Source organism: Pseudomonas sp. SJZ079 (assembly GCF_007993865.1).
GTDB lineage: Bacteria > Pseudomonadota > Gammaproteobacteria > Pseudomonadales > Pseudomonadaceae > Aquipseudomonas.
This window is the reverse complement of sequence record NZ_VIUH01000018.1, coordinates 39,019-52,804: the sequence shown is the minus strand read 5'-3', so window position 1 is coordinate 52,804 and position 13,786 is coordinate 39,019. Positions and strand designations below refer to the sequence as shown.

The 13,786-nt window shown below is 63.3% G+C and carries 12 protein-coding genes; all 12 read right to left on the bottom strand.

Translation table 11 applies throughout. The annotated features are described in order from the left end of the window. Window positions 1-20 precede the first annotated feature (20 nt). The 12 genes from FBY03_RS16135 to rsmH are packed head-to-tail and all read right to left on the bottom strand — an operon-like array spanning window position 21 to window position 13,786. A complete protein-coding gene (locus FBY03_RS16135; protein WP_147173383.1) occupies window positions 21-878 on the bottom strand; it encodes a cell division protein FtsQ/DivIB in 858 nt (285 codons plus the stop codon). 3 nt (window positions 879-881) lie between these two features. Continuing rightward, on the bottom strand, window positions 882-1,832 hold the full coding sequence (locus FBY03_RS16130; protein WP_147173382.1) for a D-alanine--D-alanine ligase: 951 nt from the start codon (window positions 1,830-1,832) through the stop codon (window positions 882-884). Continuing rightward, on the bottom strand, window positions 1,829-3,238 hold the full coding sequence (gene murC / locus FBY03_RS16125) for a UDP-N-acetylmuramate--L-alanine ligase (RefSeq protein WP_178090677.1): 1,410 nt from the start codon (window positions 3,236-3,238) through the stop codon (window positions 1,829-1,831). Before murC ends, FBY03_RS16130 begins: the two co-directional genes overlap by 4 nt. A gap of 28 nt (window positions 3,239-3,266) precedes the next feature. Next, a complete protein-coding gene (murG, locus tag FBY03_RS16120; protein ID WP_147173380.1) occupies window positions 3,267-4,337 on the bottom strand; it encodes an undecaprenyldiphospho-muramoylpentapeptide beta-N-acetylglucosaminyltransferase in 1,071 nt (356 codons plus the stop codon). After that, a complete protein-coding gene (gene ftsW, locus FBY03_RS16115; protein ID WP_147173379.1) occupies window positions 4,327-5,553 on the bottom strand; it encodes a putative lipid II flippase FtsW in 1,227 nt (408 codons plus the stop codon). Before ftsW ends, murG begins: the two co-directional genes overlap by 11 nt. Beyond that, window positions 5,553-6,899, bottom strand: a complete 1,347-nt coding sequence (gene murD, locus FBY03_RS16110) for a UDP-N-acetylmuramoyl-L-alanine--D-glutamate ligase (protein WP_147173378.1) — start codon at window positions 6,897-6,899, stop codon at window positions 5,553-5,555. Before murD ends, ftsW begins: the two co-directional genes overlap by 1 nt. 7 nt (window positions 6,900-6,906) lie before the next feature. Beyond that, a complete protein-coding gene (mraY, locus tag FBY03_RS16105; RefSeq protein WP_147173377.1) occupies window positions 6,907-7,989 on the bottom strand; it encodes a phospho-N-acetylmuramoyl-pentapeptide-transferase in 1,083 nt (360 codons plus the stop codon). Next, complete coding sequence (gene murF / locus FBY03_RS16100) at window positions 7,990-9,369, bottom strand: UDP-N-acetylmuramoyl-tripeptide--D-alanyl-D-alanine ligase (RefSeq protein WP_147173376.1); 1,380 nt, start codon at window positions 9,367-9,369, stop codon at window positions 7,990-7,992. Further along, on the bottom strand, window positions 9,362-10,825 hold the full coding sequence (locus FBY03_RS16095) for a UDP-N-acetylmuramoyl-L-alanyl-D-glutamate--2,6-diaminopimelate ligase (protein WP_147173375.1): 1,464 nt from the start codon (window positions 10,823-10,825) through the stop codon (window positions 9,362-9,364). The genes murF and FBY03_RS16095 overlap by 8 nt, the downstream gene beginning before the upstream one ends. Next, entirely contained in the window at window positions 10,825-12,555 is a 1,731-nt protein-coding gene (locus tag FBY03_RS16090) for a penicillin-binding protein 2 (protein WP_178090675.1), read from the bottom strand. The genes FBY03_RS16095 and FBY03_RS16090 overlap by 1 nt, the downstream gene beginning before the upstream one ends. Next, window positions 12,555-12,848 (bottom strand): cell division protein FtsL, encoded by a 294-nt coding sequence (ftsL, locus tag FBY03_RS16085; RefSeq protein ID WP_147173373.1) that lies wholly within the window; start codon window positions 12,846-12,848, stop codon window positions 12,555-12,557. The genes FBY03_RS16090 and ftsL overlap by 1 nt, the downstream gene beginning before the upstream one ends. Then, complete coding sequence (rsmH, locus tag FBY03_RS16080) at window positions 12,845-13,786, bottom strand: 16S rRNA (cytosine(1402)-N(4))-methyltransferase RsmH (RefSeq protein ID WP_178090672.1); 942 nt, start codon at window positions 13,784-13,786, stop codon at window positions 12,845-12,847. The genes ftsL and rsmH overlap by 4 nt, the downstream gene beginning before the upstream one ends.

The following is a 13,786-nucleotide window of genomic DNA, read 5'->3' as shown; positions in this document are numbered from 1 at the left end:
GTCTCTCGCCTTCTCCTGATTCACTGCACGACGACGCTATCGGCCGCCGTAGGCGCAACCGGCTCGCGCCACGCCACGGCCAGGCCGTTGGCGTAGCGCAGATCGATCCGCGCGATATTCGTTTGTTGCGCTTTCAGCACCTTGTCGTAGATGGCGATGAAGCGGCGCATCTTCTCCACCAGATGATCGCGCCCCAACAACAGCTCGATGCCCTGACCGGTAGAGAGAAACCAGCTGCCGCGCTCACGCAGTTCCAGGCGTGCCACGGAGAACCCTAACGGCCGGAGCATCTGGCTCAGCACCTGGTATTGCTGCATCACCTGCTGTTGTGCGCGTTTTGGGCCATACAACTGCGGCAAGTGTTCGTAATGCGCCAGCTCTCTCGGCGCGAACGCCTGGCCCTGGTTGTTCAGTAATGCCTCATCGCCCCAGCGGGCGATCGGCAGTTGCTCCTCCAGGTGCACCAAAACCTGATCCGGCCACACCCGGCGCACGTTGGCCGTGGCGATCCAAGGCATTTGCTCCAGCTCACCGCGCATGCCCTGCAGGTCGACACTGAAAAAACTCGCCGTGACGAAAGGCGCAATACGCTGTTGCACGGCCTGCTGACTGATGTAGCTGAGGTCGCCCTCGACGCTGATCTTGGTGATTGGCCGGTCGGCGTAAGGCAGCAGACGCTGCGCCAACTCATAAGCGCCAACGCCCAGCACGACCAACAGCAATGGCCAGGTAATGCGTTTTAGCAGGTCGAAATTCGGCCTGGGCAAGCGCACGCCGATTGGTTCCTTGGCCACCATGCGGCTGGCGCCGCGCGGCACAGGTTTGCCGCGCAACGGCGTGCGCGCAGAACCTGGCTGATGACGAAGGATGGCGCCCATGGCTTAACCCCGAGCCTCGAGACTGTCGGCGAGGATCGCCAACACCAGTTGTTGAAAGTCCAGGCCGGCAGCCGCTGCGGCCATCGGCACCAGGCTGTGGTCGGTCATGCCCGGCACGGTGTTGACCTCCAGCAGCCAGAACTGCCCCTGGTCATCCTGCATCACGTCGACCCGCGCCCAGCCCTGGCTGCCCACGGCCTCACAGGCGCGCGCGGACAGGGTCTTCAGCTCCTCTTCCTTGGCAGCGTCGAGGCCGCAGGGAATGCGGTACTGGGTGTCATTGGCCAGGTACTTGGCGTCGTAGTCGTAGAAACTGTGCGGCGTGCCCAGGGCGATCGGCGGCAGCACCTGGCCACGCAGGGTGGCGATGGTGAACTCGGGGCCGTGAATCCATTGCTCGACCAGCACCTGCGCATCGTACTGGCCGGCGTTTTGCCAGGCGGCGATCAACGCCTCGACATCGGCTACCTTGGCCATGCCGATGCTTGAGCCTTCATGCGCGGGTTTGACGATCAGCGGGAAGCCCAGCTCGGCCGCAGCGGCACGGCAATCCTCGGCACTGGCCAATACCGCATGACGCGGTGTCGGCAGGCCCAGACTCTGCCAGACCTGCTTGGTGCGCAATTTGTCCATGGCCAAGGCAGACGCCAGAATGCCGCTGCCGGTATAGGGAATCCCGGCGCACTCCAGCAGCCCTTGCATGCTGCCGTCTTCACCACCGCGGCCATGCAGGACGATAAAGGCGCGGTCGATTTTTTCGTCGAGCAGGCGCTGCAGGAAATCATCGCCGACATCGATACCGAAGGCATCCACGCCAGCGCCTTGCAGGGCTTGCAGCACGGCATTGCCGGACTTCAGCGAGACCTCGCGCTCGGCGCTCTTGCCGCCGAACAGCACCGCCACGCGGCCGAAGGCCGTGACCGGAACCTTGGATTGCAAACTATCGGCACTCATTTCGACTCACCTGTGACCGCAGCGAATAAGGGACTCTGCAACAGCTGGGGCGCGAGGCCGCCAATATCTCCGGCGCCCTGGCAGAGCAGGATGTCGCCGGCCCGCAGCAGCGGCTTGATCAGCGGTGCCAGTTCGACACCTCGCTCGATGTAAATCGGGTCGAGCTGGCCGCGCTGGCGAATGCTGTGGCACAGCTGCCGACTGTCCGCCCCGGGAATCGGCTCTTCGCCGGCCGGATAGACCTCCATCAGCAGCAGCACATTGGTTTCCCCCAGCACCTGGACGAAGTCGTCGTAGAGGTCGCGGGTACGGCTGAAACGATGCGGCTGGTACACCATCACCAGGCGCCGCTCCGGCCAACCACCGCGTACGGCCTTGATCACCGCGGCGACTTCGCGCGGGTGGTGACCGTAGTCGTCGACCAGCATCACGCTGCCGCCGTCCACCGGCAGTTCGCCGTAGACTTGAAAACGTCGACCCACGCCCTGAAAGCCGGACAAGCCCTGAACAATGGCCTCATCGCTGATGCCTTCGTCGGTGGCGATGGCGATGGTCGCCAGGGCGTTCAGTACGTTGTGGTTGCCCGGCATGTTGACCGATACGTCGAGCGGCTCGCGGTCGCGGCGCAACACGGTGAAATGGGTCAGCATGCCCTGCTGGCGCACGTTGATCGCCCGTACATCCGCGCCTTCGTCGAACCCGTACGTCATGATCGGGCGCGCTACCTGCGGCAGAATCTCGCGCACCACCGGATCGTCCACGCAGACCACCGCCAGGCCGTAGAACGGCAGGTTATGCAGGAACTCGACGAAGGTTTTCTTCAACCGGTTGAAGTCACCCTCGTAGGTGCTCATGTGGTCCATGTCGATATTGGTGACGACCGCGACCATGGGCTGCAGATGCAGGAAACTGGCGTCGCTCTCGTCGGCCTCGGCAATCAGGTAGCGGCTGGTGCCGAGCTGAGCATTGGTGCCGGCGGCATTCAGACGACCGCCAATCACGAAGGTCGGGTCCAGGCCACCGGCGGCGAACACCGAGGCCAGCAGGCTGGTGGTGGTGGTCTTGCCGTGAGTGCCGGCCACCGCGATGCCGTGGCGATAGCGCATCAGTTCGGCGAGCATCTCGGCCCGCGGCACCACGGGAATGCGCCGTTCAAGTGCGCTCGCCACTTCCGGATTGGAGGTGTTTACCGCACTGGAAACCACCAACACGTCGGCATTTTCAGCGTTCTCGGCACGGTGACCGATAAAAATCTCTGCACCGAACCTCTGCAGACGCTCAGTCACCGCCGAGCCCTTCAGGTCGGAGCCGGACACCTGGTAGCCGAGATTCAGCAATACCTCGGCGATGCCGCACATACCGGCGCCGCCAATACCGACGAAGTGGATGCGCCGAATCCGGCGCATTTCCGGCTGCGGGAATGCTTTCTGGCTCTCAACCACGGGCCACCTCCAGGCAAATCTCGACCACATTGCGGGTGGCATCGGGCTTGGCCAGACGCCGCGCTGTGCTGGCCATTTCGTTCAATCGTTCGACGTGCATCAAAACCTCGGTCAACTGTGCGGCCAGCGTGGCGGCGTCAGTGGTGCCTTGCGGCAGAAGGACAGCGGCGCCCTCGCTGGCGAGATAGCCTGCGTTTTGCGTCTGGTGATCGTCGATCGCGTGGGGCAACGGCACCAGGAAGGACGGCAACCCGGCGGCGGCCAGCTCGCTGACGGTCAAGGCACCGGCGCGGCACACCACCAGATCGGCCCAGGCATAGGCACGCGCCATATCCTTGATAAAGGGCACGACCTGCGCTTCGACGCCCACCGCGCGATAACGTTCGCCGGTAATTGCGTCGTGCTGCTTGCCCGCCTGATGAAACACCTCGGGGCGCAATTCGGCCGGCAGCCCAGCCAGGGCTTCTGGCAGCAATTTATTCAGCGGCTCGGCTCCCAGGCTACCGCCCAGCACCAACAGGCGCGGCCGGCGATTGAGCAGCGAATCGCGCGGAGTTTCCAGGAACAGTTCCTCGCGCACCGGATTGCCGGTGGTACGGCGTTTAGCCGATGCGCGGAAGGTGTTCGGGAAAGCTTCGCAGACGCGGCTGGCGAACGGCACCAGGCTGCGGTTGGCGGTACCGGCCACGGCGTTCTGTTCGTGAATGATCAACGGCGCGCCAGACAACCTGGCGGCCAAGCCGCCGGGACCGGTGACATAGCCGCCCATGCCGAGCACGCATATCGGTTGCAGTTCACGCACCACTCTGCGCGCCTGAAACAACGCTTTGAGCAACTGCAACGGAGCCTTGAGCAGGGACAACTTACCTTTACCGCGCAGACCACTGACGTCGATCAGATGCAACGGCAAACCGGCGGCTGGCACCAATTCGTTCTCGATCCCCCGCGGCGTACCCAACCAATGCACACGGTAGCCGCGCGCCTGGAACTCGCGAGCACAGGCCAGCGCCGGGAATACATGACCGCCGGTGCCACCGGCCATGATCAGCACATTACCGGGCATGCTTCACCTCCACGGCGTCATGCCCCTCAAGGAAATCCGCTTCTTTGAAGTCAGTATCCTCGCTGCCCAGCTGGGTGCGGCGCTCCCACTCGATACGCAGTAGCAGCGCCAGGCTGACGCAGCAGATCACCAGAGAACTGCCGCCGTAACTGAGGAACGGCAGGGTCAAACCTTTGGTCGGCAGCAGGCCGACATTTACCCCAATATTGATCAGCACCTGGCCAATCCACAGAAAGGCCAGACCGTAGGCGACGTAAGCGGAGAACAGCTGCTTGGCCTTCTCCGCCCATAAACCGATGTACAGGGCACGCACGCTGACGAAGACGAACAGGGCGACGGTGGTCAGTGCCCCGACCATGCCCAGCTCTTCGGCGAGCACGGAGAAGACGAAGTCGGTGTGCGCTTCCGGCAGGTAGAACTGCTTCTGCACGCTGTTGCCCAGGCCCACCCCGAACCATTCGCCGCGACCGAAGGCGATCAACGCCTGACTCAGCTGATAGCCGGCACCGAACTGGTCGGCCCAGGGGTCGACGAAATTGGTCAGGCGCTGCATACGGTAGGACTGCCCCGTCATCACCAGGGCACCGGCGGCCAATACGCCGGCAGCCAGCGGGATGAAGCGCCACAGGTTGACCCCGCCGAGGAACAGCATGGCGATCGAGGCGCCGACCAGCACCACGGTCGCACCGAAGTCCGGTTCGGCCAGCAGCAGGCCGGCGATGGGCGCGAGCACCGCCAGAGGCTTGAGAAATCCGATCAGTTTCTCGCGCACCTCGGTTTGCCGACGCACCAGGTAGCCCGCCAAAAACAACACGGTGAACAGCTTGGCCAACTCGGAAGGCTGCACGTTGAACATGCCGAAGCCGATCCAGCGATTCGCACCATTGACCTCACGGCCGATCCCCGGCAACAGCACCATGATCAGCAGAACGACGGCAATCAGTAACAGAGTCCCGCCAAAACGCTGCCAGAAGGCCATCGGCACCAGCAGGGTCACCACGCCAGCAGTCAGCCCCAACGCCAGGTAAATCAGATGGCGGAGCATGTGGTAGAGCGGGTTACCGGTCAGCGCCGCGGCGACTTCGGTGGACGCCGAGGTGATCATCACCAGGCCCAACCCCAGCAGCGCCAGGCAGCCTGCCAGCAATGGGAAGTCGAGATCGATACCGCGACGGGTATGCAGGGGCGACGGAGCGGCGAGCAGACGCGCGATCATCAGTTCAGTCCCTCCACGGCAAGGGCGAACAGGCGGCCACGCTCTTCGAAATTCTTGAACATGTCGAGGCTGGCGCAGGCCGGCGACAACAGCACGGCATCACCCGCCTGCGCCAGTCCGGCACAACGCTGCACGGCCTCCTGCAGACTGCTGACCCGGACCAGCGGCGCGGCACCGTCAAGCACCGCAGCCAAACGCTCGGCATCGCGGCCGAGCAACACCACAGCGCGGCAGAACTTGGCCACCGGTCCGCGCAGCGCCGAGAAATCCGCGCCCTTGCCATCGCCGCCGGCGATCAGCACCAGCTTGCCGGCGATATCCGCGCCAAGGCCGTCGATGGCGGCCAGCGCGGCGCCGACATTAGTCGCCTTGGAGTCGTCGTAGTAGCTCACGCCATTGCGCTCGCCGACCCACTGGCAGCGGTGCGGCAGGCCGGTGAAGGTTTTCAGGGTTTCCAACATCGGCGCGAACGGCAGGCCTGCGGCATGGCCCAGGGCCAGGGCCGCGAGGGCGTTGGACTGGTTGTGCGCGCCGCGAATTTTCAGCTCGCGCACCGGCAACAGCGCCTCGAACTGGAAGGCCAGGCACTTCTCGCCGTGCTCCTCGAGCAAGCCGAAGCGCTTGAAGTCCGGCTTGCCCAGGCCAAAGCTCCAGCACGGCAGCTGATCGGCGACCAAAGGCCGCGACAAGGCGTCATCGCGGTTCACCACCACCTGCTTGGCGCCACGGAAGATCCGGTGCTTGGCCAGGTGATAAGCCGGCAGCCCGTTGTAGCGATCCATGTGGTCTTCGCTGATGTTCAGGCAGGTCGCTACTTCGGCATTCAGCTGATCGGTGGTTTCCAGCTGGAAGCTGGACAGCTCCAACACGTACAACTCGACATCATCGGCCAGCAGGTCGAGCGCCGGCGTGCCCAGGTTGCCGCCCACGGCGACCTTCTTGCCGGCGGCTGCCGCCATCTCACCGACCAGGGTGGTGACCGTGCTCTTGGCGTTGGAACCGGTGATGGCGATTATCGGCGCCTTGGCATAACGGGCGAACAGATCGATGTCGCCCGACAGCTTCACGCCGCGCTTGGCGGCTTCCTGCAGTGCCGGCGTGGCGAGTGGCAGGCCGGGGCTGACCAGCAGCTCGCTGGCACGACAGAGGAACTCCACGTCCAGCTCGCCGCAACGCACTTCCACCTGCGGGAACTGTTCGCGCAAGGCGCTCAGCTCCGGCGGGTTCGCTCGCGTATCGGCCACGGCGAAGCGCACGCCCTGACGCGCCAGGAAGCGCACCAGGGACATGCCGCTCTTGCCGAGGCCGACAACGATGCGGAAGTGGTCAGAAGCGATCAGGCTCATACAGTCCTCAGCGCAGTTTAAGGGTGGCCAAACCGACCAGCACCAGGATCACCGTGATGATCCAGAAGCGCACGATCACGCGCGGCTCAGGCCAGCCTTTCAGTTCGAAATGGTGGTGAATAGGCGCCATGCGGAAGACCCGCTTGCCGGTCAACTTGAAGGACGCGACCTGGATGATCACCGACAGGGTTTCCATGACGAACACCCCACCCATGATGAACAGCACTACTTCCTGACGGACGATCACCGCGATGGTGCCCAGCGCGGCGCCCAGCGCCAGCGCGCCGACGTCGCCCATGAAGACTTGCGCCGGGTAGGTGTTGAACCACAGAAAACCGAGGCCGGCCCCCACCAGTGCGGCGCAGAACACGATCAGCTCACCGGCACCCGGCAAATAGGGGATCAACAGGTAATCGGCGAAATTCACGTTGCCCGACAAGTAGCAGAAGATCCCCAGCGCGCCGCCGACCATCACGGTGGGCAGAATCGCCAGGCCATCCAGACCATCGGTCAGGTTCACCGCATTGCTCGAGCCGACGATGACAAAGTAGGTCAGCACCACGAAGCCCGCGCCCAGTGGAATGCTCACGTCCTTGAGCAGCGGCAGGATCAGGGTGGTTTCCAGCGGGCTCTGTGCGGTCAAATAAAGGAACAAGGCCGCACCCAGGCCGAACACCGACTGCCAGAAATACTTCCAGCGACTCGGCAGCCCCCGTGAATCCTTCTCGATCACCTTGCGGTAGTCATCGACCCAGCCGATGGCGCCGAACAGCAGGGTGACGGCCAGCACCACCCATACATAGCGGTTGCTCAAGTCGGCCCAGAGCAGTGTGCTGATGGCGATGGCCGAGAGAATCAGTGCACCGCCCATGGTCGGCGTGCCCTTCTTCGACAGGTGCGACTGCGGGCCATCGTTGCGCACCGACTGGCCAATCTGGCGGACCTGCAAGGTGCGGATCATCCACGGCCCCAGCCACAGCGACAACGCCAGCGCCGTCAACACGCCGAGGATGCCGCGCAGTGTCAGGTACTGGAACACGGCGAAACCCTTGTGGAACTGTTGCAGGTACTCCGCCAGCAGCAGCAGCATTTAGTGACTCTCCCCGGATGTGCCACACAGCGCCGCGACGACTTTTTCCATCGCGGCGCTGCGTGAACCTTTAATTAGAATGGTGGTGTCGCCCTGCTCGGCGCGAAGCGCTTCGATCAGGCTGGCTTGTTCGGCGAAATGCCGGCCATTTACTGCAAATTCTTCGACCGCATAAGTCATCAGCGGACCAACCGCGTAAAGTGCATCGACTTTACCCAGCGCATAACGCCCGACATCACGATGGCCTTGCTCGGCCCATGCCCCCAACTCGCCCATATCGCCGAGCACCAGAACGGTGCGACCGGAAAAGCCGGCGAGTATATCAATGGCCGCGCAAATCGAGGCGGGGTTGGCGTTGTAGCTGTCATCGATGACTCGCACGCCATTCGTCGCCAGCTGCGCTACACCGCGGCCTTTGACCGGCTGCAGGTTTTCCAGCCCGGTCTTGATATCGACCAACGGCACTGCCAGGGCATGTGCCGCGGCGGCTGCCGCCACGGCATTGGCAACGTTGTGCCGGCCCAGCAGGTTGAGCTGAATACGCGCCTGACCTTCGGCGCAATGCAGGCTGAAGGCCGAGCAACCGCGTACATCGCACGCCAGATCGAGGGCATGGAAGTCGGCCTCGGGGTTGCATAGGGCAAAGCTCAATACTTGCCGCCCCTTGGCGCGCAGCTTCCAGGCGGCGAACGCCGGGTCATCCAGGTTCAGCACTGCGACACCGTCGGCTGTCAGGCCTTCGAGAATCTCACCTTTGGCCTCGACGATTTTTTCCGGGCCGCCAAACTCGCCGACGTGCGCCGTGCCGGCATTGGTGATGATTGCCACATCGGGCCGAGCCAGCCCCACGGTGTAACGGATTTCACCAACTCGCGAGGCACCCAGCTCGATCACGGCAGCGCGGTGCGCAGGCGCCAGTTCCAGCAGCGTCAAGGGTGCGCCAAGGTCGTTATTCAAATTGCCACGGGTCGCCAATACCTCGCCGCCCTGGCCGACGCATGCCGCACGCAGAATACTGGCGAGCATTTCCTTGACCGTCGTCTTACCGCTGGAGCCGGTGACCGCCGCCAATGGTCCGCCATAGGCCTGACGATTCAGCGCGGCTAGCTGACCGAGCGCCCGACGGGTATCACCCACCAGCAACTGCGGCAGCGGGGCATTCGCCACTTCACGCTCGACCAGGGCAGCCACCGCGCCTTGGGCGGCAACATCGGTCAGATAATCGTGGCCATCGAAACGCGGGCCGCTCAGGGCGATAAACAACTGACCCGGATGAATCGCCCGGCTATCGGTGCTGACCGCATTGAAGGTGCAATCTTCGCCAATCAGCTGGGCATTCAGCGGCAGTGCCACTTCGCTCAAACGCAGGGCCTTAAGCATGTGCGACCTCCCATGCCACCAGGGCTTTGCCGGCTTCATCCAGGTCGGAGAAGGGCTGCCGTTCGCCATTGATTTCCTGGTAGTCCTCGTGCCCCTTACCGGCCAGCACCAGGACATCGTCCACCCCAGCCTCGGCGATCAGCTGGGCGATGGCCTGGCCCCGGCCATGCATGAAGCACACATGGTCCGGCGCACTGAACCCCGCGCGGATATCGCTGAAAATCTGTTCCGGGGCCTCGCTGCGCGGGTTGTCGTCGGTCACCAGTACGCCATCGGCCAAGCGCTCGACCACCGCAGCCATCAACGGACGCTTGCCGCGATCACGGTCGCCGCCACAGCCGAACAGGCACAACAGGCGCCCCCGAACGTGTGGACGCAGGGCCTGCAGAATCTGTTCCAGGGCATCTGGGGTGTGCGCGTAGTCGACCACCACCAGCGGTTGCTTGATCCCGCCCAAGCGCTGCATGCGCCCGACCGGCCCCTGCAGACGCGGCAGCACCTTGAGAATTTCATCGAGCGGGTAATCCATGCCGAGCAACGCACCGACCACGGCCAGCAGATTGCTCAGGTTGAAGCGCCCGAGCAAGGAACTGCGCAGGCTGCCTTCGCCGCGCGGGGTGACCAGCCTGGCGCGCACTCCCTGATCGTCGAACTGGGCTTCACGGCAATGCAGATAGGCACTGGAGTCCTCCAGGCTATAGCTGATCAGGCGCGATTCCAGCTGATCCTCGGCCAGTTTGCGCCCGGCGGCATCGTCTATATTCAGTACCCGGCAGCGCAGACCTGGGCGGCGGAACAGCATGAACTTGGCTTCGGCATAGGCCTCCATCGAACCGTGATAGTCCAGATGGTCGCGCGACAGGTTGGTGAACACCGCCACATCGAACGCCAGCGCCGCCACGCGGCCCTGATGCAGTCCGTGGGAAGAGACCTCCATGGCCACCGCACGGGCGCCGGCCTTTTTCAAATCGGCCAGTGTCGCCTGTACGCCGATCGGGTCCGGCGTGGTGTGCCGGCCAAGCGCAAGGGCGTTATAAAAACCGTTACCCAGGGTACCGACGATGCCGCAGCGCTGACCGAGCAGATCCAGCGCCTGGGCCAGCAACTGGCTGACGCTGGTTTTACCGTTGGTGCCCGTGATGCCAACCAGATGCAGTCCGCGGCTCGGTTCGCCATAGAAACGCCCGGCAATCGCCGACAGCTGCCCGGCCAGGCCCTTGATCGCCACCAGCTCGGCGTTGCCGGACACAATGCTCGGTGCACCTTCGGCCTCATAGGCCACCGCGGCGGCACCCCGCGCGATTGCGTCGGCGATATGCAGGCGACCGTCCTGCTGGCCGCCCGGCACGGCGAGGAACAAATCGCCCGGACGTACTTTACGGCTATCCAGGGTCAACTCACGGATCAGCCCGGCGCTGGCAGCTTCAGGCAATAATTGATTGAGGGGCATGGGCATCAGATACGCCCTCCTTTATCTGCGTTCACTGCAGTCACCTGCGGCTCGACGAGCGGTGGCAGGTTGTCTGGCGCGATATTCATCAGACGCAGCGCCCCAGCCATGACCTTGCCAAATACCGGCGCCGAAACCAGGCCGCCGTAGTAGCCACTCTTGCTCGGTTCGTCGATTACCACGGCAATCGCGATGCGCGGGTTAGCCGCCGGCGCGAAACCAGCGAACAGCGAGCGGTAGGCATTTTCTCGGTAACCTTTGCTGCCCACACTCACCTTGCGCGCGGTCCCGCTCTTGCCGGCAACGTGGTAACCCGGTACCTGGGCGCGAAACACGCCACCCGGCGCCTCGATGACCTGTTGCAGCATGCCTTGCAGCGTCTTGGCGACATCTTCTGGAATCACTTGCACACCATCGTCCAAGCGGTCCACCCGAGTCAGCGATAACGGCACCATGCGCCCACTGTTGGCCAACACGGCGTAGGCATGCGCCAGCTGAACGGCGGTCACTGACAGGCCGTAGCCATAGGACAGCGTCGCGGTTTCCGCCTGATGCCAGTTGCGATGATTGGGCAGATTGCCGACCCGCTCGCCAGGAAAGCCCAGCCCGGTGTCCTGCCCCAGACCGACCTGCTGCATCACGGTGTAGATCGCCTCGCCACCGATATCGAAGGCGATCTTGCTCATGCCGACGTTGCTCGATTTGATCAAAATGCCGGTGAGGTCCAGCGGACCATTGGCACGCGAGACATCGCGAATGGTGTAGCGACCGATTCTCAGCGAGCCGGGATAGACATCGACCGTGTCGCTCGGCTTCCAACGCCCGCTTTGCAGCGCGGCACTCATCGAGAAGGGCTTCATGGTCGAGCCAGGCTCGAACACGTCGATCAATGCCCGGTTGCGCATGGCCGCCGGTTGCAGATTGCGGCGATTGTTCGGGTTGTAGGTCGGCTGGTTGACCATGGCCAGCACTTCGCCACTCTTCACGTCGAGCATCACCAGGCTGCCGGCCTTGGCGCCAAATTCGATCAGCGCGTTGCGCAACTCGCGATGCGCCAGGTACTGCAGACGCAGGTCGACGGACAACGCCAAGGCCTTGCCAGGTTTGGCGTTCTGCGCGACCTGGACATCCTTGATCAGGCTGCCACGACGATCCTTGAGCACTTGACGCTTGCCCGGCACGCCGGCCAACCATTCGTCGAAGGCCAGCTCCATGCCCTCGCGGCCACGGTCGTCGATATCGGTAAAGCCGATCACGTGAGCGGCCACTTCGCCCGCTGGGTAGAAACGCCGGAACTCCTCGATGGCGTAGACGCCTGGCACCTTCAGGTCGAGCACCTGCTGGCCCCGCTCAGGCGTCAGGCCGCGCACCAGATACATGAACTCGCGCTCGCGATTTTGCTCCAAACGTGCCGCCAGGACCTTAGCGTCCTGGCCCAGGGCTTTGGCTAGCGCGCCCAATTGTTCGCGAGCCTTGTACAACTCTTTGCCATTCGCCCACAACGTAGTCACCGGGGTGCTCACGGCCAATGGCTCGCCATTGCGATCGGTGATCAGACCACGGTGCGCGGGAATGGGAATATGCCGCACGCTGCGCGCATCGCCGTGGGCCTGCAGGAAGTCACGGTCGACCACCTGTAAATCGACGATACGCCAGGCAATCGCCCCGACCATCAATGCCAGGAGTAATAGCACCAAGCGGAAACGCCAGGGATAGAGGGCGCCTTCGAGCTTGATCATGGCGCCACCATGCGCACTTCGGCGGCGTCGGGAATGCGCATGCTCAGCTGTTCGCGGGCCAGGGCTTCGATTCGATTATGCGCGGTCCAGGTGCTCTGCTCGAGAATCAAACGACCCCATTCGGCCTGCGCCTTGTCGCGGACGCTCAACTCGGCATACAAATCGTTGAGCAACTGGCGATTCCAGTGGGCACTATAAGAAACCGCCAGGGCCGAACCGAGCACGATAAGAAACAGCACCAGCATCAGCAGGCTGCCGCGCGGAATAGGCGAGGCAAATACCGCGCTCATCGCACTTTCTCCGCCACACGCATGACCGCACTGCGCGAGCGTGGGTTGGCCTTCAACTCAGCCTCAGAAGCGAACTGCGGCTTGCCGATCAGTTTCAGACGCGGCTGAAATGCTTCTGGAATGATGGGCAGATCACGCGGCAACTTATCCGCTTCACCCTTGGCATGCTTGCGCATGAAGAGCTTGACGATGCGGTCCTCCAGCGAATGAAAGCTGATCACCACCAGCCGTCCACCAACCTCAAGCGCCTCCAGCGCGGCGTCGAGGCCATGTTCCAGATCGCCCAATTCGTTATTGATATAAATCCGCAGACCCTGAAAAGCACGAGTCGCAGGATTCTTGCCTTTCTCCCAAGCAGGGTTGGCAACCGTCAGCACTTGCGCCAAGTCGGCGGTGCGCTCGAACGGTCGCTCGGCACGACGCTGGACCACGGCGCGCGCCATGCGTTTGGCGAACCGCTCCTCACCGTACTCTTTGAAAACCCGGGCAATTTCATCTTCACCGGCGCTGGCAATCCACTGCGCAGCGCTGACGCCACGGCTCGGGTCCATACGCATGTCCAGCGGACCATCGTTGAGAAAACTGAAACCACGCTCGGCATCGTCCAACTGCGGCGAGGAAACCCCCAGATCGAGGAGGATTCCGCTCACCTTGCCAGCCAGGCCGCGGACAGCGGTTTCTTGATCAAGTTCCGCAAAACTACGCTGCACAACGACAAAGCGGCCGTCTTCGGCCGCCAGCGCATTCCCTGTTGCAATCGCCAGGGGATCTTTATCGAACCCCAATAAATGGCCGTCAGGCCCCAGCCTTTCGAGGATCAGCCGACTGTGCCCACCCCGCCCAAAGGTACCATCCAGATAGCAGCCATCCGCCCGCACGCAAAGCCCATCTACGGCCTCTTCGAGCAACACGGTTATATGGCGAAAGCTATTAGTCAT

What these genes read in the sequence shown, in the direction of transcription:
- FBY03_RS16135 (WP_147173383.1), bottom strand. Translation starts at nt 878, where the DNA reads ATGGGCGCCATCCTTCGTCATCAGCCAGGTTCTGCGCGCACGCCGTTG.
- FBY03_RS16130 (WP_147173382.1), bottom strand. Translation starts at nt 1,832, where the DNA reads ATGAGTGCCGATAGTTTGCAATCCAAGGTTCCGGTCACGGCCTTCGGC.
- murC (WP_178090677.1), bottom strand. Translation starts at nt 3,238, where the DNA reads ATGCGCCGGATTCGGCGCATCCACTTCGTCGGTATTGGCGGCGCCGGT.
- murG (WP_147173380.1), bottom strand. Translation starts at nt 4,337, where the DNA reads ATGCCCGGTAATGTGCTGATCATGGCCGGTGGCACCGGCGGTCATGTA.
- ftsW (WP_147173379.1), bottom strand. Translation starts at nt 5,553, where the DNA reads ATGATCGCGCGTCTGCTCGCCGCTCCGTCGCCCCTGCATACCCGTCGC.
- murD (WP_147173378.1), bottom strand. Translation starts at nt 6,899, where the DNA reads ATGAGCCTGATCGCTTCTGACCACTTCCGCATCGTTGTCGGCCTCGGC.
- mraY (WP_147173377.1), bottom strand. Translation starts at nt 7,989, where the DNA reads ATGCTGCTGCTGCTGGCGGAGTACCTGCAACAGTTCCACAAGGGTTTC.
- murF (WP_147173376.1), bottom strand. Translation starts at nt 9,369, where the DNA reads ATGCTTAAGGCCCTGCGTTTGAGCGAAGTGGCACTGCCGCTGAATGCC.
- FBY03_RS16095 (WP_147173375.1), bottom strand. Translation starts at nt 10,825, where the DNA reads ATGCCCATGCCCCTCAATCAATTATTGCCTGAAGCTGCCAGCGCCGGG.
- ftsL (WP_147173373.1), bottom strand. Translation starts at nt 12,848, where the DNA reads ATGAGCGCGGTATTTGCCTCGCCTATTCCGCGCGGCAGCCTGCTGATG.
- rsmH (WP_178090672.1), bottom strand. Translation starts at nt 13,786, where the DNA reads ATGACTAATAGCTTTCGCCATATAACCGTGTTGCTCGAAGAGGCCGTA.